Below are 21,907 nucleotides of genomic sequence, written 5' to 3'. Positions count from 1 at the left end.
CCTATTTGATGGATTTTGCAGTTGCTTTTGTTTCGTTGAGCAATTCTTTCAGGTCTTGTTTTTTTACAATTGCCTTCAATCCGGATATCACTCCCTCAATCTGTCCTAGCCCGAACTCAAAATGTCTTGGTTGAAAAGAAATAATTCCTTTAATAAATCTTGCAACAATGGTGGTTGCCTGTGACCATAGAAAAACAGTACGTGAAAGTTCTTGATTAGATTCAACAAAAAAGAAACGCCAAAGGGTTTCTGTACGTCCGTAGTAACGGTGTTTTCGTTTTATCCTCAGATCGTATACATGTTCGTGATTAACCTTTGCATCTGCACATACGAAAAGCGGATAAAGCTTCCCTATGGGGTAGCTAAAGTTTAAATCTTCTGAGCTGGCCCACATTGCATCTTGTGGTGAGTTAGTGTACGTTTTCAGTATTTCCTGCCGCCATATTGTAGCTCCTCCACAAACCCATTGCGAAGAGATGTTTTCATTTATCGACAATATGGGTGTATTAATACCAGATCTCAGTACCTTACCTGGCTGAGGCCCTGTAAGGCCCATTAGCCCTTTTAACCAGGTATGCTTTTCGGGTTTACAGTTAATAATATTGAAAGAAACAGCTGCTGTTTCCTGAGGTAGTGTATTCCAGTATTCTATCATTTTCTCTACTGCATCCGGCATGAGAACGATATCATCGTCTAAAGAGCCTACCAGTCGGGTTCTGTTATCCAGTAAGGCAATCCCCATGTTTCTCTGCCTGATCTGTCCGGGTGGCTTGCATTCATAATACTCTACAGGCAATCGGTCCTTATAACTCATTACCACATTTTCGATACTCTCTCCACCATCTATTATAATGATCCTGTTGCATTTAGTGCTTTGTATTACAAGACTGTTTAAGAGGTTTTTAATTTTTTCAGGTCTGTCCTTGGTAGGTACGAGGAAAGCCAGATCTGATGCTGTATAATTTATATTTCCAGTCATTTATATATTATGTAACGATGAGGTAAGTTTAAGATAAAATCATGTAGTTTGGTATACCTGTTTCTCAATAAAACGGGGATGGATATAAAAATAAAATGGCAATAATCCATAACCAAGCATAAACCAATAAATCTGGAAAGGCCAGATAGGGTGCGTGACAGGAAATATGCATATAATAACCAATACCGTTATGACTTTAAGTCGTATACTTTTAAATTTGGTCTTCAATTTTCTAAGCCCATATACATATAAAAAAACCATCAAAGTTAATCCTGTTACAAACAACGTGAGATGATCATATACTTTTGCCAGAACACTTGCAATACCAGATATGTATTCACCTTCTTCACCATCATAAAAAAAACTTGTTCCTTCAAAAAATGGTCTGTTTTCACCAATAAGGTATTCCGGATTTAATGCAAACATAATATCATTGGCACGCAAGAAAATACTGGCATCAATTGTTTCCTTAGAAAGGTTAACAGAAGCTAAGCCCGGAAACAGTAAAGTATATGTAAATAAAAATACCATAATGAAAAATGCGGCTCTCAGTATTCGTATCTTTTGATAACGCCTACCCCAGATCAAGATGATCAAGCCAGAAACAATAAATCCGAAATATGCCATTTTAGCCATCGACAATATAATCAACAAACTAAGGAGTGGTGTTCCCCATTTGAAAACGTTGTATTGACGTGAGAAATGAATTGCAATAGCGAAAATAATGATTAGTGAAAGAATAATATTTGCCTGAGTAAGACCCGCAGGACGACCTTGTATCAGAAGATAATTCAAGTCAGCCTCCTCCTTAAAAAAAGTTAAAACAGGGGTTTGCCCTGCTTCTCCATGTGTTGTAAAAATCATTGCCAGCTGCCCTCCCAATCCCGTAACCTGAAGAATCATAAAGACCACATTCAGAATACAGAATACCATTATTTGCTTATACACAAGATTGGGTTTCAGGAAAGCAATTATTGTTCCTGCCATGCAGAAAAGTGTATTCTGACAAACAATGTACAGGGTTTCAATTGTAGATGAGCCAGATAGAATCGCAAGTGCTTTAGTAATAATAATGAGGAGAAATAATAAATAGATCCATAGTTTATTCTGAAATGAGTTAAATACAACTAACCCAGCAAAAATATAACTTACCCACCCTGTTAACTGGCCAATCAGTATGAATAGTTTGTCAGACTGATTTACCAATACCATTGTAATGATAAGAGAGGGCAATAACAACACAAAATGTGCTTTTTCGCTAAACTTCTGCATTACTTAAGAAAATAATTTATGCAAACTTTTTTTTAGATACGTAAGACCAACTTTAAACCACATCGCACCACTGGTTCTGTCATAATTACCAAAACTGATCCGGTCTAGTAAAAAATTTTCACTATTGACATTGATATTCCCTGAGGAAGAAAAAATACGCTCTGCTCCCAAACGTTTCAGCAACATAATATGACGTTCTGTAAAACAAGTACCAGGCTGTCCATTAGGGAAAGCGAAGTATTTCACTGAATTATTTAAATTGGAAAGTAAGTGTTCATTTTGAATGTATTGGTCCATAAATTCCTGATCACTCAGTGCCTCGGCATTCCAGTGCTCATATAAATGATTTCCATAAATTACATTTTTTGAAGTACTCCATTTCATAACCAAGTCTATCTCTGCAAATTTTCCTTGATACGCCAAAATGGCTTCATCATTCATTTCAGAATTTTCAGCAAAAAAAACTCTGGCAACGTCAGGCCTTAATGTAAGATGGTACGGAGGTTCAATTTGATTTGAGCTGCAATACCCCTTAAACGCAGGAGATTGTTGCCCCATAAAACACGCTATTGCAGAAATTAAAGGTTTTCTTTCAATTACAGAGCCCATATTAAGAAAGAATAATGACGGCACATTCATTTCCTCCAGAATTGCAAGACCATTTTCGAAGCTACTCAGCATACCATCATCAAACGTAATGAGGGCTGCAGAATGAGGTAATTCAGCATTACTATTCAGTTGTTCAGGATGAACAATTGTAAAGTTTTTCTTTATCCAGTTAATTTGTTTACGAAATGTGCCAGTAGAAACAGCTAGCCCGTAATCCAAAGAAAACTGACTAGGGGTATCTGTCACTTCATGATATACAAACACAGTAATGCCATTCTTGATTATTTTCCTTGCTGAAGGCAGATTGGAAAATAATTTACCCAACGGCACTTTTATAATATCCCGTAAAAGCAAAGTACTTTTTTTTCTATAATACAATAACTTATCATCAAAGACTACTATCTCCATCGAAAAGCGATGGATACCAGATATCTTTTTTTTCAAACTGATCTTGTGATAGATCTTTGTTGACCAATTTAAATGTAAATGGTGTAGGGAAACTTTTTCGCCCCATAGCTTTCATTCCTTTGACAACTTTTCTTATCTCATCGTTAAACCCTAATATTTCCATAGCTACTGCTTTCTCTGACCGGGAAAACTTATAAGCTGAAGCTATTAAATATTCTACTACCAACTGGGAATCATTCAGTGCTATCAGGTCAATAATTACATGTCGTATAAAATCTGTTTTACCGTTTCGCATTTTTGCTATAGCAAGATAGCCCTTCAGTTCCCCTTGTTCATAACAACATATTATACGTGTGTCAAATGCCTCTTTTGAAAAATGCCACTTTAATTTTGAAGAAGAACGATCTGCTAAAAACCTTGTATGTTCAGACCTTTTGATTTCCCATAACCGATCGAATTCATTACCTATCATATCTGGTTCAATAACCCTCATCACATATCTGTTTGACAGTATTGTGATTTTACGATTCATGTAATAATCTATACCCCATACCGGTAACGCAGAAAAAAAGGCTCCGATTAATCCAGCTCCCCGGCTCAAAACTGGCGGCATCCGCAGGTAAGCTGCAACCGAGGTAATGAAGTTTTGTCCATTTGTAACCCAGAAAAGCAGTTTTTCATAAACATTGAGCGGAACTGTTCTTGATCCCATTTTCACAAAAACATGATAAGCCTTATCGTTACTACTTGAATTAAGCAGTATATCTACATTTTTCTGATTAAGATATTTTGAGAGTAACAAAACTGTCATATTCCTAAAGTCGGGTTCTACCACCCATCCTCTTGCAGCTACTGCTTTTATTTCTTTCCCAGCGAGGTCGTAGCTGCGTGATACATTACCCAGAAAACCTACAACTTGTTTTTTTTCTTCCAAAATCCACCCAATGGGAACATTGGCATGTTTAGCAGGATTATTAACCCACAACCTTTCCCAATCTTCAGGCGTATCTGGTTCTAAACCAAATTTGCGTTGCAGGTCTGCTACCTGCCAGCAATCTTCAAACACAGCTTCGCGTATTACAGGCATTCAGATCAGTTACTTATTCGTTCATTAAGTATATTAACGAGCACATCAATATCAAGACTTGAGAACCTTTCCTTACATGCTGCCATGGCAATCGGGAGATTAGCTGAAAAATCCATGAATTCGGAATTGATATCATGTAACATCCAGCGAATGAGTTCTTCAGGTTCCGAAACATTGATTCTCCATTTATCGAGTTTATAAAGCGGGTCGATCGTTAACTCACCAGGGTTTTGTAAATAAAAAGGACGCAGTCCTCCGGATATTGCTTTCAGGATAGCCGTCGTACCTCTGTAAAGCACCCATCTGCAGTTTTCAATATCGGTTTCAAGTGTATTGGAGGAAAAAATAATATTAGCAGGGAGATTTTTAAATATTGTTTCCTGCGACATTATTTGATCAAAGGAAACACTCGGATGAAGTCGCCAGATAAAATTAATATCCGGTCTTATGTAGGCGCACTGAATTGAAAATTTAAACAACAGCACACATTCAGGTATTATACCTTCAGGCATCACAAGACATGCGGGTTGTTTCCCTACTGCTGATATAGATGTTGTATCAGTTTCAATTACTCCCCGAATGGATCCCAGCACTTCTATTCGAATTTGCTCAAATTCTGGCAGTTTTCTGAGTTCATCTTTTGTTTCACTTCCCGGTGCCAGAATAATATTGGGATTATATTGGTCTGCAAGTTTTTGTCTTATAGCATTTGACAATCTGAATATACCAGTATGCTGATAGGAAATACAGATTATTTCCGGTTTTTGAGATCTCGCTGCTGCAAAGCAAATTCTCTCATAAGCATGGCCTTCGTACGGTATTACTATCGTCCTCGGGTTTACTTTTTTAATAACTTCTTTTACCTGTTCAAAAATTCTTAACGATGCCTGAGCTTCTCCTGATAATATTTCATGAGAAGCTGTTTCATAAACCTGTTTGAAAAGTATTTTTTCTGCATTGCGGGCATTACGTTTCAATATGCTTGACTCTCGACGTAACGATTTCCGAATACCCAACTCTTTACTCAGAGATAACGAATCGGTAAAATACAATTTAGAAAATAATGACTTTACCGTTTTGCTTTTAATATTCTTCTCAAAAGGGCCCAGATTGTTGATGTATCCGACCAAAACCTTATAGTTTCTTCTCACTAACTCAGCAGGAATCGTGGCAAAGTAAAAATCATCTGTATTACTTAAGTGGGATGGATTTACAACATGTGAAATAAACAAACAATCAACCTCATTCGGCAATACATCGTTATTCTGCCAATAATTTTTTCCGCGTGATACAGCCCTGTATATCTGTCTTAACCATATACATGTATGAAGAATCCGGGATTTAATACGCTTTTTTACAACTGCCGTCCATCTTGGTTTACTGAAAAGGTCAGCATATCTTTCCAATGCGATAGGATGCTCCCTAATGGGATGCATCCATGGAATGGCAACACGCTGAATAGAAGAATCGCCCGACTGCAATATTGCTTTGCAGGTGGCACAAAGATCCAGAAACTGATTTTCTGTCATCATAGTCAAATGTGGATACACCGATTCAAAATGCAATAACGGTGCATGGTGTCCCATCCGCATCCTTTATCAATATAGGGCAGATGATTACTTTAGATGGAGATATGGTTAAATCCTGCAGGTTCATGTCTTCCAGAACCAGTATATCATTTTCAATAAGAAAAGTCAAATGTGCTTTTTTCCCTTCTGCCCTGTCGAGTTTACTTGTTAATGAAATAAGATCAAAACCAAAAACGCGTAATTGAGGGAATGCAGCTCTGAGAAGTGGCCCGAATGAAGCAGGAATTACCGGTTGGGAAGACCAATAAACTTCTTCATTTCTTTTGCTTCCAAATCCTGTTTTTAAAATAAGCAATTCGATATCGGTCTGAAGTTCCGCTATTTTTGTTGGAACTTCTTCAATATTACATGCGAGAAAACCTACTTTTTCAAATATCCAGAAAGCCGGAGGGTAATCTGAGCAGGTTTTCCCATCATCGCTGAAGTGTCTGGGAAAATCCAGGTGTGTTCCCGAATGATTAGGAAGATTGATTGTAACACTATTTGCGGTATCCCCTTTACTTATTGAACTGTTCGGAATGAAAGATATGGTGTCTGTTTTACCACCATAAACAGGTGTTGATTCTTCATAAAAATAAGACAAGAAAACTGGTTGCATAAATTAGGAGAGGTTACCTGTTAATTTTTGACAGGCTGTACGAAAAATTAAGGGATTGGAAGCCACAACTTCGTATTTAAAGGGATCACTCATTTCTTTAAGCAAATACTTACCGCCTGCAGCCTGCACTAAAGCAAGACCGGCAGCAACATCCCAAATGTATATTCCTTTTTCATAATACACATCAAATATACCTTCTGCTACCAGACACAACATAAGACTTGCACAACCGATAGCCCTGATTTTTTTAAACTCCTGTACGTTTGAAATGAAAGTCAATAATTCATTGGTTTCGTAATTGCTACCAGAAGGAAACCCGGTTGCAAGTATTGCATTACCCAGTTTCGATTCATCCGATACGTTCATCTCGTATCCATTTTTATTTGCTTTCCTATTGGGTTCACAGCTGTAAGTGATATCGTTGAAAATATCTTTAACAAAGCCATAAGATGGAATTCGGTTTTCCATGAATGCTATTGATATACCTACACAGGGAAATTTTCTGGTAAAATTGAATGTTCCATCCAATGGATCAATTACCCAGCCACATTCCGGAAATATTTCATTCTGCAATTCTGATTCTTCCGAAAGAATGGGGAAACCTGTGCGAGAAAGCTCCTCAATTAGACACTCATTCATTTTCAGATCAACAAGTGTTTTTATATCCTTGAACTCATTCTTTAATATACCAGGGTTATTAAAGTATGTAAGAGCTATTGTTCTGGCTTTATCCAAGGCATTTTTAGCAATCTCAATATGTGTTTCTGATAACAAAAGAACGTTAATTTAATTATAAGAGATTATCTTCTTTCAGAACATGAAACTGCATCCATGTAACAATGATATGGTTAATAATCAGATGCATATCCTCCACAGGTGCATATTCGCCTTTGGGAGATGTTATAACGATCGGCAAGTCTACCATATCTTTTAGTTTACCGCCATCAAAGCCGAGCCAGCCAATTACAATTCCACCCTGTTGTTTAACCCATTCTGTAGCTGACACTAAGTTGGGAGAATTCCCACTAGCAGAAATAACGATGAGTTTATCCCCTGTGCGATAATGAACTTTTAATTGATCTAAAAAAATATTATTATAGGTACTGTCGTTACCGATTGCAGAGATAACCGACATATTATCGGTCAGTGCAAGTACCCTGTAAGACTTATTAACACTTTTGTTTGTTTTCTTTAACACTGCGAGTCCAAAATCATTCCCGATATGAGATGCAGTTGATGCAGATCCTCCATTTCCTATTACAAAAATTGTGTTGCCGTTTTGTCTTGCTTCCTCCATCTGCTGAAAACAATCTGCTAACTGCTTATGATCCAGTTTTTGTAAAAGGGTTATCAGGTAATCACAGTATCCTTTACTGAAAGAAGCTATTTCAGTAGGATTTTCGCGGTAAATTCTGTCCAGATTATTCATACTATTTCAATTATTGATTTGGGTTATTAATATTGTATTGTTTACGCCATACCTCATCGCTGTAATATATACTAAAAACAAGCTTCATAGTTTCAAGTGCGTCATAGCTAGTCCCGGATAATATCGGTTTTTTTTCTATGATAGCGGATGCAAATTCAAAGATTTCATCGCGCCATGAATTATCCTGTAAAAACTTGATGGTTTTTTGCTCCATCTGTCCGTTATCCGACTCTTCATCTCTAAGACCAATAACAATTTTTTCTTCTCCGTAGCTTTTAGATCCTGATAATATACCATGCAGTTCTATGTAGCCTTGTGAAAGGGATATTTCCAGATTAAACTTATGCTGCCATTGGGTTGCAGAAGAATTAAGCATTGCTATTCGTCCTTTCCGGTCCTTCATGATAGCATAGGCATTATCTTCTACATCGTGTCCCCAAAAATCATTGGATATAAAACTTTTTACCTGTTCGAATTCCCCGCAAAACAAGCGCATGAGATCCACCATATGTATTCCCTGATCCAGCAGTATTCCACCACCTGCCAGCTCCCGTTTTGAGCGCCAGCCTCCCGAGAATGGTATGATACGGCTTTTCCCATATACCCCACGCAAGTTAATTACTTCCCCTAACTCTCCCGATTGAATTATCCGAAGTGTCTCTTTTACCGAATCATGGTACCGGTGATTAAACCCGTATTTTAATTTGAGGTCCGGATATTTTTTTTCAACTGCTATCACATTTCTGATTTCTTCAACATTCATTCCTGGCGGCTTTTCACAGAAAACATGCAGTTGTTTTTCTAAAGCAGCCATGGTAACCTCAGCTGCAATATTATTGGTAAGGCAAACAAACAATACATCTAATTGCTCTTTTTCAAGAAGTTCCTTGTAATTGTTGTAGCAGGATATACCGGGCAGTGCAACTGAAGAACCAGTAAAATTCTGTTCACATATTGCAGTTACCTGCAATGAGGGATGAGAATCAATAAACTGATGTCGTCTTTTCCCGACTATTCCATATCCTGCAATACCCACTTTTAATTTATCCATTGTAGATTATTATTTGCTTCTGGTTATTTTATAATTGACAAGATGTTCTAACGCCGACATACCCATTGCCACCACAGCCTCATATGAATTACCTCCAGTATGGGGTGTACAAATCAGGTTATGCAGCTGTAACAGTTCAGTATCTACAGGTGGCTCTTCATAAAAAACATCCAATGCAGCTCCTGCTATCTTTTTTTGTTGAAGGGCGGACTTAAGATCAACTTCATTAACAATCCCCCCCCTTGCCGTATTGATAAGAAACGATGAAGACTTCATCATTTCAAAGACACGCATATTAAAGAGATCTTTTGTATCGACTGTAAGCGGTGTATGTACTGTAATAATATCCGCTTCTCTGTATAACACTTCTTTTGAAACCGGCAATACTCCATATGCTGAAGCAACTGGCGAAAGATCAATGATATCATTCACGATGATATTACAATTAAAGGGCTTTAAAAGTAATACCAATTCTCTGGCTATATGGCCAAATCCCACAATACCAATTGTTTTCCCGGTTAGCTGAAATCCGCCATTTTTGTTCCAGTTTCCTTCCTTAAGCTGGATGGATGTAGAAAAAAGATTACGAGATAATGCAAGCATAAAACCAAGAGTCATTTCAGCCACAGATCGTCTGTTAACACCTCCTGTCCAACCAACTGTTACATTCCTTTGCCTGCAGGCTTCCAAGTCAATATTATCAAGACCAACACCGAACTTGGCAATCATTTTAAGCTGCGGAAGTTTATCGAGCAGATCGGCATCAATCGTTTCCAAACCCACAATAGCAGCCTCAGCATCAGAAAAATAATTGATCAATTCGTCTTTACCCATCCTTTTCCCTTTATCATTTATAACAGCATCCGGGAACTCTGATTGCAACTTATCAATCAGGTAAAGATTCTTTGAGAAAGCCACATTTGAAACTTTTACCTTCATGAAATCGATTCTTTATATTTCTTGTACAATGTATCTTTTTTCATTTTTTCTTCCACACGAACTAAATCTTCCGGTGTATCAACTGCATCGACCTCAAACTTAGTTTCAACCATGCAAATAGAGACGCCATTCTCAAGAAAACGATTCATATCAACAGACTCTATTTTTTCAAGTTCCGATGGCTGTAAAGCGATGAATCTTAGTAATGCTTCCCTAGTAAAGGCAATAAGACCTAGCTGACGGAAATAATTAATCTGTCCTTTGAACTTTTCTTTTGAAGGAATTGGTTCTCTTGACATATACAATGCATTGCCATTAACATCAGTAACCACTTTTACGTTATTAGGATTGGTTACTTCTTCCTTGGTTGCTAAAGACACCATGAGATTAGAAACCTGTCTTTTGCCGTCAAGAAGAGGTTTTACCACCTGGCTGATCATTTCAGGATCAATCAGAGGTTCATCACCCTGTATCATAACTATGATATCATATTTATGATCGGGATTCGCTTTTTCCAGCACCAGAAGTGCCTCGGCTGTTCTTTCGGTAGCCCTTTCATGCTGGTCTGAAGTCATTACAGCTTTCCCACCACTATCCGTGATGTAATTATAAATTGACGAATCACAGGTAGCAACAACTATTTCATCAAGTAAGGGGCACATGGCACTTCTCAGGTAACAATGCTCAACCATAGGCATACCGAGTATCTGCTTCATAGGTTTATCGGGAAACCTGCTTGCGGCCATTCGAGCTGGAACAACTCCAAGAATTTTCATACTATTTCCTTAGTTTTAATTGATCACGGATCATTTGACCCATAAAATTAGCATCGAAGCTGAATGCAATAAAATTGTAGCCTTTTTTCACTTTTTCTATCACTAATGAATAATCTGGCGGTACTACATGAAAGCCTATTAGCTTATTATACTTTTTGGCAATTACTTCATACCTGTTTAATATTTCTATTACTTCCGGATCGTCCCAGTTTCCTGGTTTACCCATTGAACCAGACAGATCATAAGGACCGATAAAGGTTCCATCAACCCCTTCCACCTGCAGAATTAAATCAAGCTCTTCAATAGCTTTATAGTGTTCGATCTGAACGATCAGTTTAATCTCATTCGCAATCTCTGTCTTGTATTTTTCAAATCCAAATCCATACCCCTGTGCACGGGCCAGACCTACTCCCCTTGCACCGATAGGCGGGTATTTAAGCGCCATTACAGCTTTTTTGGCCTCTTCTGCCGAATTAACACTAGGCACAATTATACCATCCGCACCTGCATCCAGTATTCTCTTGATAATCCGTGTATTATTTTCACCTACCCTCACAAATGCTTTTAATCCGCGACCTTGAATTGCCATGATTAATTGCTGCGCCTCTGCATAATCAGTAACAGAATGTTCCAGATCGATACATAACCAATCAAATCCTGCATCTGCCATAACTTCTGCTATCGATGGATGGCCAATTGTTATCCATGAACCTAATGTATAAGGGCGCTCTATTTTTTGAGAATTATCCATAAATTATTTCATTTGATTAGCAACTTAATTAGACATATTATCTATAATTATGGGATAATACTTTTAATTCTCTTTGCAGGGTTACCTCCATAAATGGATTCAGGTTCTACATTTTTTGTAACCACACTACCCGCAGCTATAACAGAACCGTGACCAATTTTTACGCCCTTCAGAATCAAACAATTCATCCCGATCCATACATCATTTTCAATCACTACGGGTGCTGCAGGTCCTTTTTTTTCCCATCGGTCTTCTGGAGGCCATACGGGATGTCCGTCAAAATCCATAATAATGGTATTGGGGCCTATTTGTGTATTGTCGCCTATCGAAACAGATGCCCGAGAAGTAATGGTAGTTCCATTAAGGCTTACATTATTGCCGATAGTTATCGTTGCATCTCCGATCAACGAAATGTGGCAGGGTGTAAAAAGTGTTATAACAGAACGCTTACGAGCTGATACCGCATGCAAATATTTTCCGATAGTAATCTTTCCCTCGCCGAGTATTGCAAAACGTATTTTCCCCCAAACATTGAACGGTCGGGTAATTTTCAATCTTTTCCCATAAAAGAGAAGGCTGATATGAGTTGATATTTTCCCCAGTAAGAGGGAATATTTTTGATAACAGAAGAAACGAAAATCATCTTTCCTGAATAATTTTACTATTATCTTAAGCTTATTCATTTCGCTACTCGTTAGATTAGAACTGTCGCTATACGATTATATGCGTTGCCAAATCTGGTTTGCAGAACCATATGGATTGTCTTTAGGATGCCATACGTTCTTGAGCACTTTTTTTAACCCGGCTTTTTGCAAGAAGTCTTCACAAATTCTAGTTTGTTCTGGCCAAAGATCGGGTAATTCAATGAGTACCCCTTTAACTTTCGATAACACATTTGTTCCACCAGCAAGTATCAATTGCTCGATACCATCTACGTCTAATTTAATATAATCAGGATATGTAAAACCAAGTTTGTTAACCAGATCATCCATAGCCATTGAGAACATCGGGTATTTAAAAACCACATTGAATTCTTTGCCATCCATACCATAGGATTTGTCAAAAGTAGAAAGGGCCCCACCCCAATTATCCGAGCTCATACTAAGGTCCCCTCTTCCCATTTTGTCATTCAATGCAAATGGCATCACAGTGATATATTTCCCAACGTCGTTGAGACTGATATTTCTTGCAAGCACCTCAAGATTAAAAACAGATGGTTCGAAAGAATACACCACACATTCTTTCGATTTTGCTGCATAAATTGAGTAAAGGCCTACGTTTGCACCAATATCCCATAAAACAGACCCGGGTGCAAATCCATCAATCCATTTTAATGTCTCCGGTTCTTTAGTTGCAAAAGTATTTGCTCGTATCAGACAAAGGCTATTCGGTGTGGAAAATGTGTATTCTATCTGATTATAAACAATTCTTTTTTTTCTATTCCGGATTAAGTTCAGAAAAAAATCATTGACATTTAATAGTCCTGCTATCTTTCGAATGATTCTGACAAATACAGATTGTTTGTGTTGCATATTTATTTTACGGGTGGGTTATTAACTTGTTTTACTCATGGTTGTATTATCTTCTTTTATAACATGGAAAATTTCATCCAACCATTGATTCAATTCTCTTTTTCCGACTATTACTTTGATACCATGCGCTGCTCTATCATCCTTTTGTATTTGTCCGAATGGATCATAATAGACAGATGGTTTACCTAATTCCTTACCCAAAATAGCTGTAGAAGTAAAAGGCATAGAAATTACAGCTGCAGAGGTTTCAATAAGTCTGACGGCATCTAACTCAGGGTCTACAGCGATAAAAGATTTATTGGTATTTAATTTTTCAACAAGCCTGAAATATTTTTTATGCACCAGGTTGCCAATGTTTCTTTTGCGTTTAAACAAAATGGTAAAATCCCGTTTTAAAAGTGTCTCAGTTACATCACTCAACAACTGGTTCACAATATGAGGTGTGTTGTAGCCATTGGATTGGCCTAATATACAATAATACGAGTCGCGCATGGGTTGTACATCGAAAACAGCTATTGCTCTCCCGGAATCTATAGCAGGAATTTTTTTAACTGATGTGCTGAACCATATAGGGCCAACAATATGAATATTATTGCTTTGGTCTCCTACGCATCTTCTGATAAAATCAGCCTGATATTTATCCCACACAAGATAATTGCTCCAACTCATTACATGCCACGTATGTTCCTGCAAAGGGTATCCTGCACTGGTTTTAAATGTTTCGCAATTTGTTGAATAAAAATAAAACAAAATCCGGGACCCTTTTTTTTCAGCTTCATAAGTCCAAAGTGGTCTAAAGATATGGTTTGAATTATGCAGTAGATAATCCTTTGCCAATGTTTTCTGCCCAAGCAATCTGACTATATTAGATTTTGAAGATTCACGCAATAACAACGCATGCCAGCTTTTCCCACGAAAAACATCAAAAAGTGAATATAGCGAAGCCAGAATCCCCCAAGTCATATATCTCATAATCTGACTTATTGAGTGCAGGTAAGGATATGGGAAAGGCATAAATAGAGTATTTTCCGTAATCCTGTCTTTTGGGATGTCAGTAACACTGTGGGCAAAATTTTTAACAGTAGCTGGTTTACCATTCCATTGACTGTACCAACTGATAATATCATGGCTTTGTCTGTTATCCGTATGTTTGACCGGGAAATTATTTCCGGCAATTGTTTGAAAATATGCGTATGGTTCATGCAATGGTTCTTTTGTAAACAAGTATCCGGCAGATTTCCATAGATACAACAATACTGAAGTCCAGCCAGATGCCATATATGTTAAAACAAAGAATGCCCATCTTATTTTATTGTACCATGTATTTACTACAAAACCATGTTTCTCAAGAATATTCCTCCACTCTTTGGGAAGTGGGTGTCTGATCTCACGCTTATGATTTAATACCGCCAATAAGACACTTTTATTGAATTCTACTGTCAGTATTTTAACTATAAGAAACTGACGCATAACCAAGTCGGGATCATTCACCGCTGATCCAAAAATGAGAGGAACAGTATTTTGTTTTGTAATCCCCAGTGATGTTCTGCTCATGTCCTCTTTTACAACAGAAATAATATCCAGTTCATCATTTTTTTTTAACACCTGAAAACCACGCATATACTGCCTGATAAGTGCCTTTTTTTTCTTCCGGAAAAAAGGTAATTGTGTTAGTTTATTCAGTAAGCTGATCATCACTTATGGATATGCTTTATCATTTACACCCGCAGGTCAGATACTGTTTATTTTAGCTTTTGTAAAAAGTTGCTTTATCAACAGTATATTATCTCTTGAAACAATTTTTAGCCTGTAGCCTATGAGCACAAAGAGAATTACAAATATCACTTTGGCCGATATCCTTAGTTCATACATAACTTGTTGCCGCATAAGGAATAATGACAGCAGTGCAAAAACAAAAAAAGAACCAAGTATAAGAATCAGTTTATGATATTCCCAGGCGATCCTGTAGTATTTTTGAGATACCCTGAAAGCTATTCCACCTGAAATAATACCAGCTACCAAAGAACCCCATGCAGCACCTTCTACCCCCCATACATAGATGAATGGAATATTGATGAGAATATTCAGCACAATACTAAGCAATGTCAGCAAAGAAGTAATGCCTGTTTTTTTTGCATATATAAGCTGTGGCTGTTTGCCAAAAAAATAAGTGATATATAACAAAGAAAAGATAGTAACTATACTTATTGCACCATGGTAAGATTCGGGTGTCAGAATAACGACAAGTTCCTCTGCAAATAATGACAGTATCAGCCCACCGGCCACAGATACGTAGAGGAAAGGCGTTAAGTAACGTCCGATGGATTCTCTCCCTGACTCTCCTTCATTAAACATTTTTTTATATACCTGAGGCGTGAAAACATTCTGTATTGCTGTCATAAATGTAAAAGTTACATTTGCAATTTTTTGCCCAAGGTTATATACACCTACACCACCAACTGTATTTAATAATCCTATCATGTATTTATCGAACTGATTACCAATCACACCAAAAAAAATCCTAGGTGTTAATGGTAAACTAAGTCTGAGAGAATTTTTGAATGATATAAAATCGAGATTAAAAGGCAGTTTTCTTAAAAAACGTATACTCAAAAGCATAAATACAATAGCACTTGCCAGTAGCTGCCCCCACAACAGCCCTGCTACACCCAATCCAAAGTACTTAATCATGACCCATGAGAACAATACAGTTGTAAGATTTTCATCGATTGTATACCAGACATATAATCTTGCATTTCCCGTATTCTTGAAATAGGTTAAAAAGTAGGTTTTTAACGCAGTCATACCTGTAGCAACATATGCTATAAAAAGAATATGACCATATTCCGGAGAACCTATAATAAGTTTTGAAAGCGGGGTCCTGAAAATGAAAGTTAGTGCAGCAAAAAAAATGTACGCAGAGATTACAAACGTTAATGTGGTGTATAACAATCCCGCCCTTTGTTGATCATTTTTGTTTTCAAAGAAGTTTCGTTCGTAGCCGACAGAAAGACCAAAATTAGATATTCCGTTTACAAATATTGCATACACTAATGCAAGTGCATAAATGCCATAATCTTCCACAGAAAGCAACCGGGTAAAAACAGGTAATGTTATAATTGGAATTGCATTTCCAACTATAACGGGCAGTAAATACCAGAATACATTTCTTAACTGCTTTTGCTTATCTGACATCTAACAGTATCCAGCTAATATGGGTTCGGTTAAAAGGTAATCTGAGCTCATACCTGCATTACTGAATAAGATCGTCCGTTAACCTTTGCCCTTTGCTAACTTTTTTTGAAAACTTCCTGCCAATCACTTCTGCAAAGAACTTTGGATGCATGCCAAAACCAGGTCGAACCGATCGTATATTTTTTTCAGATATTACGTCGCCTTCCTGCGCATCTTCTGATACATAAAGAGACCGGCTGAATTCTCTACCTTTAACCTGTTTAGCAGTAAGTGAGTAGTTTATTTCTCCGATTGCCACTTCTGCTTCACGTACAGCATTTACCATATCAGTGAATTCTTTTTCATTAAGAGAAAAAGATGCATCCGGCCCACCGATAGAGCGATCTGTAATAAAATGTTTTTCGATTACTCTGGCACCGAATACTGTAGCTACTACTGGTGCTGTGATACCCAACGTATGATCTGATAACCCACTGATTAAGCCAAACCGATCTTTCATATCTTTTACCATAATAAGATTGGCTTCTGCCATGGGTGCAGGGTAGCTTGTTGTACATTTCAGTAAAACAACTTGGTCATTTCCTTGTTTTTTACACGCTTCAATAGCAAGGTTAATATCATTCTCATCTGCTATTCCCGTAGAAATAATGACTGGTTTACCTTTTGAAGCGATATATTCTATAAGAGGTATGTCGGTGATCTCAAGAGATGCCACTTTATACGCTGGCACATTCAGTTGTTCTAGGAAATCAACTGCTGTTTTATCGAAAGGTGATGAAAAACATATGAGCCCTTCTTCAGCTGCAACTTTAAAGAGCTGTGCATGCCATTCCCAAGGTGTGTAGGCTTCCTGGTACAGATCGTGAAGGTACTGCCCGTCCCATATGGTACCCTGCTTGATCATGAAATCATCTGTTTTTGCATCAAGTGTTAAAGTATCTGCTGTATATGTTTGCAGCTTGATGGCATTGGCACCGGCACGTCTGGCCGCACGTATGGTATCAATTGCATTTTCGATGCTACCATTATGATTCGCAGATAGTTCAGCAATAATAAAAACGGGGCCGGTTTCACTGACCAGAAAATCACCTATTTTAATAGTTTTCATGATATAGATTGTATCACTGGCTCATTTATGTTGTGAGCGTTGAAAAAATTTGACCATTGGACTTGCATAAAAATCTTTTCTCAGCAAATGCAATTTGACTAAATCACCGGGTACACCGTCTACCATAATTCCATCTTTCACAATTTCATCGACTGCGTATCCAAAAGATTTATTCATTTTCATAGCTGTAGGATTTGATACCAGTGCTGTACCATAAACCTTCTGAAGATTCAATTCTTCAAATCCGTATTTGAGTAAGAGATAGTAAGCTTCCATGCCATACAGTGAGTTCCGTTCGCTGGCTTCTCCAATATACAGACCGGGCTCAGCAGTTCCGGTTACATGTTCTATCTTACTGAAATTTACCACTCCAAGCTTATTTCCGTTCTTTGCCATTATTACAAAATAGCATTGCGTAGCATTGTTTCTTACTGTTTCAAACCATTTAACCTGCTGTTCCTGCGATATGATTTGCTGTGAAAGCATATGTGCTGATACCTCTCTGGAATTCCGCCATTGCCGAACCTGTTCAATATCAGTTTCATCCATCTCTTTCAGATCAACAGATACACCTGTTATCATACGCGTGTTTTTTTAAGCCTGTCGCCATACTGTATTTCGTTATCAACCAATACTTTTACAGGAACTTTAAAACTTTCCAGACGTGCCTTACAATGCTCTTTGAGCCGAGCAATAAACTGCTTCTTATCTTCTTCTGCCGACAACCTCACTTTGGCCACAATAATTTTGCCGGTAATTGGATTTCTTTCACCATAAACCATCACTTCTGCCACATTATCCATTTCATTGATAACATTTTCTATCTCGGTTGGGTATACTTTTTCACCGCCTACATTGATCAACTCAGATTTTCGTCCAAGTATTTTAAAATACTCCCCTTCAACTAGTACTGAATCTCCGGTTTTGAACCACCCATCTTCTGTGAAGGGGCTGTCAGCGTTTAAGTAGCCCAGCATGGCTGATTCGGCTTTGATTTCCAATAACCCATCTACTACACGTAATTGGTATCCATCCCCACCGAGTTTAACCCACAGCGAATCATCGCTTTTAGACTTTGACTTAAGGACACCCAATTCTATAAGACCATATGTTTGTAAAAGTCTAACATTGGGAAATAGATTTTTCAGTTTTTGCAGTGTGGAAGGAAGCATTGGCTCAGTGCCATAGGATATCATTGTTAAACTGCTAAGATCAAATTTGGCATATATTTCACTAAGAAGGAGGAGGTTAAGAAAAGTAGGCGAAGCCGGAAGAAGTTCGATCTTGTTCTTTTCAATCAGCCTGCAAATATTTTCGGGTGTACGAACATGAGTTGAAATAACAACTCCGCCGTTAGACAAAATATGAAACATGGTATTCAGCCCGCCCCAGTGATCAAACATCAGGAAATTAAGTGTTCTAAGTGCTTTTCTTTTTTCATGAAACTTAGCCAATAATTTAGAGAAATCATGAACTGCACATTTGGGTTCACCAGATGTTCCCGAAGAAAACAATACCAAACCTGGATGATCTCTATTTTCAATTTCCCTGTACAAATCATTTTTTTCGCAGGTTCCAATTGTTTTTAAACTATGTGAGTCATTTTCATCGATAGTAAAGACATACTCAACACCAGCAATGGTTAATAGTTTCTCTTCATTTTTTACTGACTTTGTCAAAGGAACAATGATACACTTATGAGAAATCAATGCAAGCATAAGTGCTATCGATTCCGGGGTAAAATCTCCTTTGAGAACTACAACTGAAGTCTTTGGAAGGTTTTTTTCAATGAGTAATGCTTTAAAAAACTGAACACGCTCATTTAACCATTGATAAGTAAACTTTTGGTCATTCCAGATAATTGCTTCCTTTGAAGCTTCTTCTATAAATACCTTTTCTAAAAAACCAATCGGATTCTGATTATCCATAATATTTATGTATTAATTAGTATTGTTCCATAAGCTAATCCTACTCCAAACCCCGAAAGTAGTAGTCGCTGATTTTTTTTGATTCTCTCTGTATCAATTGCATCTTTGAGTGCAATAGGAATAGAGGCAGAAACGGTGTTACCAAGTTCACGTATATTGATGAACACCTTATCTTGATCGAGATTAAGTATTTTAATGAGTGAATCAAGGGTCATTAAACTTGCCTGATGAAAAACGATCAGGTCTATGTCTGATACCGTAAGGTGATTTCTTTCAAGCAAATTATTTATCTGGTCTGGAACTTTTGAATTAATAAAAGACCATACAGCCATCCCATCCATTTTTATATTATTCTTCGTCCTTACATTGCCTAGAAAATCGGTAAGTGTTATAGCTGTTTCAGGTGATTGTGGAAGACGTGCACCTCCCGCCGGAATAATAAATTTATCAAACCCATTCCCAAAAGTAGCTACTTGAAGATCAATGATTCCTTCAGTCTTATCCGTGGCTTCAATCACTGAAACAGCTGCAGCATCTCCAAAAAGCACCCTTGTAGATCTATCTGCCGGATTGATATATTTGGAGTACGTATCTGCTGTAACTAGTAGTATTTTCTTTGCAAGACCCGATTTGATATACGAATTTGCCATCATCAATCCATAAATATATCCTGTGCATGCATGATTAAAGTCATAACAAAACAAATTCTCGTTCAGCGAAAAATGTTTCTGAAGCAGGAAAGAATTAGAGGGCATTATGTAATCAGGGCTCTGTGTACAATAAATTATCCCGTCGATTTGATTTTTATCGTAAGTACTAAATAATTTTTCGCATGCTTTTATGGAAAGATCAAGCGCTGTTTCATCAGCAGCTGCAATATGTCTGCTTGCAACTCCCGATTTAGTTTGTATTTTATCAACATCCCATGCCGGAAATTCATTCCGAAGATCATCATTAGAAACAATCTTTTCCGGTAAGTAATACTCGATTTGTTTAATTACAGCGTTCATGCAATGAGTTCAATAAAACGTTTGTTAAAAGAAAGTTCTGCAGCCAAAGTAGTTTCATCTCCGTGACCGGGATATACAGTAAAATCTCCGTTCAATTTGGAAAGCATTAGTAGTGATCCGGCTAATTTTTCCTTGTTTGCACCTGGCAGATCAATCCTTCCGATTGTATTTTTCAAAAGTGTATCTCCAGTAAAAAGATGATTGCCGATTAAAAAACATACACTCCCCTCCGTATGTCCTGGAGTAAATAATACATTTATTTCAAAGCCATCAATTAAGAGTGTAGAGGGTATCTTATCAAAATAAAAATTAACAACAGGTATCCCGATTTTCTCCTCTCCTTCGAACAAACTCATATAAAGATTTGCAGACTTTAACAACCTTTCATCCCTTGAATGGAGATAAAAAGGACATTGGTACTTCTTCACCAGATCTGCAACGGATACAATATGATCGAAATGGCCATGTGTATTGATAATAGCAGACAAAGTAAGACTATTACTTTCCAGATAGGTACACATCACGTCGAAATTTCCACCAGGATCAATTACCAGTGCTTTACTATGGCTTGAAATTATATAACAATTTTCAGCCCATTTTCCGTTTATGATACGTTGGATGGTTATTTGATTCATTACACTCCGCCTAGATAAATATTCTGTGCTGTTATTTTATTCGCCTGAGGACTGATCAACCAGTTAATAGTATCAATTAATTCTTTTGTTGTTCCCATTTCCGGAATTGCATTCCTTTTGAGGACAACATTTAATGCATCAGGATCGATATTATCCATAAGATCTGTTTTGATTGCAGAAGGCGATACTGCATTACAAGTAATACCATACTGATACACTTCCTTCGCAAGTATTTTTGTCATAGCCAATACTGCCGCTTTTGAAGCTGTATAAATAGCTTCCCCCTTTTCTTCATACTTAACTGCCATACTTCCCATGTTGATGACACGTCCAAAACTGTTCTTCATCATCAGTTTAATTGCTTCTCTGGCCATCAGGAATGATCCCATAAAATTGGTGTTCATTGTTGAGGCAGCGGCATTATAAGAAACGAGTGCAACCGGCGCCAATGCATTATTAACTGCAGCATTATTAATAAGTACATCAAGTCCCCCACGGTTTTTCCTAAGCTGGCTGAAAAAAAGTTTAACAGACTTTTCATCTGTGATATCGAATGAGTGGTGCTCGTAATTCACATTTTCAATACTTTTTTCTCCCCTGCTACAGCCTATTACAATATGCCCTGCATTGCAGAAATATTCAGCGAGTTCCTTTCCAATACCTTTTCTGGTGCCGGTAATTACAATAACCATAACTGAATTTTACTGCTGTTCCTTGATCAATACTTCAATATAGTCACTGATAGTTCCGATTGTTTTGAATGGACTTATCGTTTGGCTCATAGCCCTGTCATCGGCTAGTGTTACTGAAAATGACCAGTCATCTTCAATCATCTGTTCAAGTGCCACGATAAATGTAACCAAGTCGATAGAATCGAACGGACTTTCAGCTCCCATGATGGGTGTATTGTTGTCAACAGTTCCATCATAGGATTTACCGCTGTTGGTAATTACTTGTTTAAACAGATTGATAACTGCCTGTTCAATTTCAACTTTTGTCATATTTATTTTT

General features: G+C 37.5%; 23 protein-coding genes. All 23 read right to left on the bottom strand.

What is annotated here, in order from left to right; all coding sequences use genetic code 11:
• Nucleotide 1: 1 nt before the first annotated feature.
• The 23 genes from KXJ59_RS07020 to KXJ59_RS06910 all read right to left on the bottom strand — a co-directional run bounded on the left by KXJ59_RS07020 (nucleotide 2) and on the right by KXJ59_RS06910 (nucleotide 21,897).
• A complete protein-coding gene (locus KXJ59_RS07020; RefSeq protein WP_295202491.1) occupies nucleotides 2-979 on the bottom strand; it encodes a glycosyltransferase family 2 protein in 978 nt (325 codons plus the stop codon).
• A 39-nt stretch (nucleotides 980-1,018) separates the two neighbouring features.
• Nucleotides 1,019-1,882, bottom strand: a complete 864-nt coding sequence (locus tag KXJ59_RS07015) for a hypothetical protein (RefSeq protein ID WP_295202488.1) — start codon at nucleotides 1,880-1,882, stop codon at nucleotides 1,019-1,021.
• 372 nt (nucleotides 1,883-2,254) lie between these two features.
• Nucleotides 2,255-3,268 carry a polysaccharide deacetylase family protein gene (locus KXJ59_RS07010; RefSeq protein WP_295202485.1) on the bottom strand — a complete coding sequence of 338 codons (1,014 nt, stop codon included), beginning with the start codon at nucleotides 3,266-3,268 and terminating at the stop codon, nucleotides 2,255-2,257.
• Nucleotides 3,249-4,355, bottom strand: coding sequence for a hypothetical protein (locus KXJ59_RS07005; protein WP_295202482.1), 1,107 nt, complete (start codon nucleotides 4,353-4,355; stop codon nucleotides 3,249-3,251). The genes KXJ59_RS07010 and KXJ59_RS07005 overlap by 20 nt, the downstream gene beginning before the upstream one ends.
• A gap of 5 nt (nucleotides 4,356-4,360) precedes the next feature.
• Entirely contained in the window at nucleotides 4,361-5,608 is a 1,248-nt protein-coding gene (locus KXJ59_RS07000) for a hypothetical protein (protein WP_295202478.1), read from the bottom strand.
• A 301-nt stretch (nucleotides 5,609-5,909) separates the two neighbouring features.
• Nucleotides 5,910-6,542: a cyclase family protein gene (locus tag KXJ59_RS06995; protein ID WP_295202477.1), complete on the bottom strand. Its 633-nt coding sequence runs from the start codon at nucleotides 6,540-6,542 to the stop codon at nucleotides 5,910-5,912.
• Nucleotides 6,543-6,545: 3 nt separating this feature from the next.
• Entirely contained in the window at nucleotides 6,546-7,316 is a 771-nt protein-coding gene (locus tag KXJ59_RS06990) for an inositol monophosphatase (protein WP_295202474.1), read from the bottom strand.
• A gap of 16 nt (nucleotides 7,317-7,332) precedes the next feature.
• The gene (locus KXJ59_RS06985; RefSeq protein ID WP_295202471.1) at nucleotides 7,333-7,971 is read right to left on the bottom strand and encodes an SIS domain-containing protein; all 639 of its coding nucleotides are present in this window, start codon (nucleotides 7,969-7,971) and stop codon (nucleotides 7,333-7,335) included.
• Between the two features lie 10 nt (nucleotides 7,972-7,981).
• Complete coding sequence (locus KXJ59_RS06980) at nucleotides 7,982-9,022, bottom strand: Gfo/Idh/MocA family oxidoreductase (RefSeq protein ID WP_295202468.1); 1,041 nt, start codon at nucleotides 9,020-9,022, stop codon at nucleotides 7,982-7,984.
• A gap of 9 nt (nucleotides 9,023-9,031) precedes the next feature.
• Nucleotides 9,032-9,961, bottom strand: a complete 930-nt coding sequence (locus KXJ59_RS06975) for a phosphoglycerate dehydrogenase (protein WP_295202465.1) — start codon at nucleotides 9,959-9,961, stop codon at nucleotides 9,032-9,034.
• Entirely contained in the window at nucleotides 9,958-10,737 is a 780-nt protein-coding gene (kdsB, locus tag KXJ59_RS06970) for a 3-deoxy-manno-octulosonate cytidylyltransferase (RefSeq protein WP_295202463.1), read from the bottom strand. Before kdsB ends, KXJ59_RS06975 begins: the two co-directional genes overlap by 4 nt.
• Nucleotide 10,738: 1 nt before the next feature.
• Nucleotides 10,739-11,488, bottom strand: coding sequence for an aldolase/citrate lyase family protein (locus KXJ59_RS06965; protein WP_295202459.1), 750 nt, complete (start codon nucleotides 11,486-11,488; stop codon nucleotides 10,739-10,741).
• A 47-nt stretch (nucleotides 11,489-11,535) separates the two neighbouring features.
• The gene (locus KXJ59_RS06960) at nucleotides 11,536-12,171 is read right to left on the bottom strand and encodes an acyltransferase (protein WP_295202457.1); all 636 of its coding nucleotides are present in this window, start codon (nucleotides 12,169-12,171) and stop codon (nucleotides 11,536-11,538) included.
• A gap of 36 nt (nucleotides 12,172-12,207) precedes the next feature.
• Nucleotides 12,208-13,020: an FkbM family methyltransferase gene (locus KXJ59_RS06955; protein WP_295202455.1), complete on the bottom strand. Its 813-nt coding sequence runs from the start codon at nucleotides 13,018-13,020 to the stop codon at nucleotides 12,208-12,210.
• Between the two features lie 21 nt (nucleotides 13,021-13,041).
• Nucleotides 13,042-14,715 carry a polysaccharide biosynthesis PFTS motif protein gene (locus tag KXJ59_RS06950; RefSeq protein WP_295202453.1) on the bottom strand — a complete coding sequence of 558 codons (1,674 nt, stop codon included), beginning with the start codon at nucleotides 14,713-14,715 and terminating at the stop codon, nucleotides 13,042-13,044.
• Nucleotides 14,716-14,751: 36 nt separating this feature from the next.
• Entirely contained in the window at nucleotides 14,752-16,215 is a 1,464-nt protein-coding gene (locus tag KXJ59_RS06945) for an oligosaccharide flippase family protein (protein WP_295202451.1), read from the bottom strand.
• Nucleotides 16,216-16,273: 58 nt separating this feature from the next.
• Nucleotides 16,274-17,323 (bottom strand): pseudaminic acid synthase, encoded by a 1,050-nt coding sequence (gene pseI, locus KXJ59_RS06940; protein WP_295202448.1) that lies wholly within the window; start codon nucleotides 17,321-17,323, stop codon nucleotides 16,274-16,276.
• Between the two features lie 21 nt (nucleotides 17,324-17,344).
• A complete protein-coding gene (gene pseH, locus KXJ59_RS06935) occupies nucleotides 17,345-17,905 on the bottom strand; it encodes a UDP-4-amino-4,6-dideoxy-N-acetyl-beta-L-altrosamine N-acetyltransferase (protein WP_295202445.1) in 561 nt (186 codons plus the stop codon).
• Nucleotides 17,902-19,251 (bottom strand): fatty acid--CoA ligase family protein, encoded by a 1,350-nt coding sequence (locus tag KXJ59_RS06930; protein WP_295202442.1) that lies wholly within the window; start codon nucleotides 19,249-19,251, stop codon nucleotides 17,902-17,904. The genes pseH and KXJ59_RS06930 overlap by 4 nt, the downstream gene beginning before the upstream one ends.
• A 5-nt stretch (nucleotides 19,252-19,256) precedes the next feature.
• Nucleotides 19,257-20,261: a ketoacyl-ACP synthase III gene (locus KXJ59_RS06925; protein WP_295202439.1), complete on the bottom strand. Its 1,005-nt coding sequence runs from the start codon at nucleotides 20,259-20,261 to the stop codon at nucleotides 19,257-19,259.
• Nucleotides 20,258-20,896, bottom strand: a complete 639-nt coding sequence (locus KXJ59_RS06920; protein WP_295202436.1) for an MBL fold metallo-hydrolase — start codon at nucleotides 20,894-20,896, stop codon at nucleotides 20,258-20,260. Before KXJ59_RS06920 ends, KXJ59_RS06925 begins: the two co-directional genes overlap by 4 nt.
• Entirely contained in the window at nucleotides 20,896-21,588 is a 693-nt protein-coding gene (locus KXJ59_RS06915) for an SDR family oxidoreductase (protein ID WP_295202433.1), read from the bottom strand. The genes KXJ59_RS06920 and KXJ59_RS06915 overlap by 1 nt, the downstream gene beginning before the upstream one ends.
• 9 nt (nucleotides 21,589-21,597) lie before the next feature.
• Nucleotides 21,598-21,897 (bottom strand): hypothetical protein, encoded by a 300-nt coding sequence (locus KXJ59_RS06910; RefSeq protein WP_295202431.1) that lies wholly within the window; start codon nucleotides 21,895-21,897, stop codon nucleotides 21,598-21,600.
• Between the last annotated feature and the right edge of the window lie 10 nt (nucleotides 21,898-21,907).

This window comes from Sediminibacterium sp. (assembly GCF_019264485.1).
Lineage (GTDB): Bacteria > Bacteroidota > Bacteroidia > Chitinophagales > Chitinophagaceae > Sediminibacterium.
The sequence above is the reverse complement of the archived record's forward strand: the minus strand, read 5'-3'. Positions and strand labels throughout refer to the sequence as shown.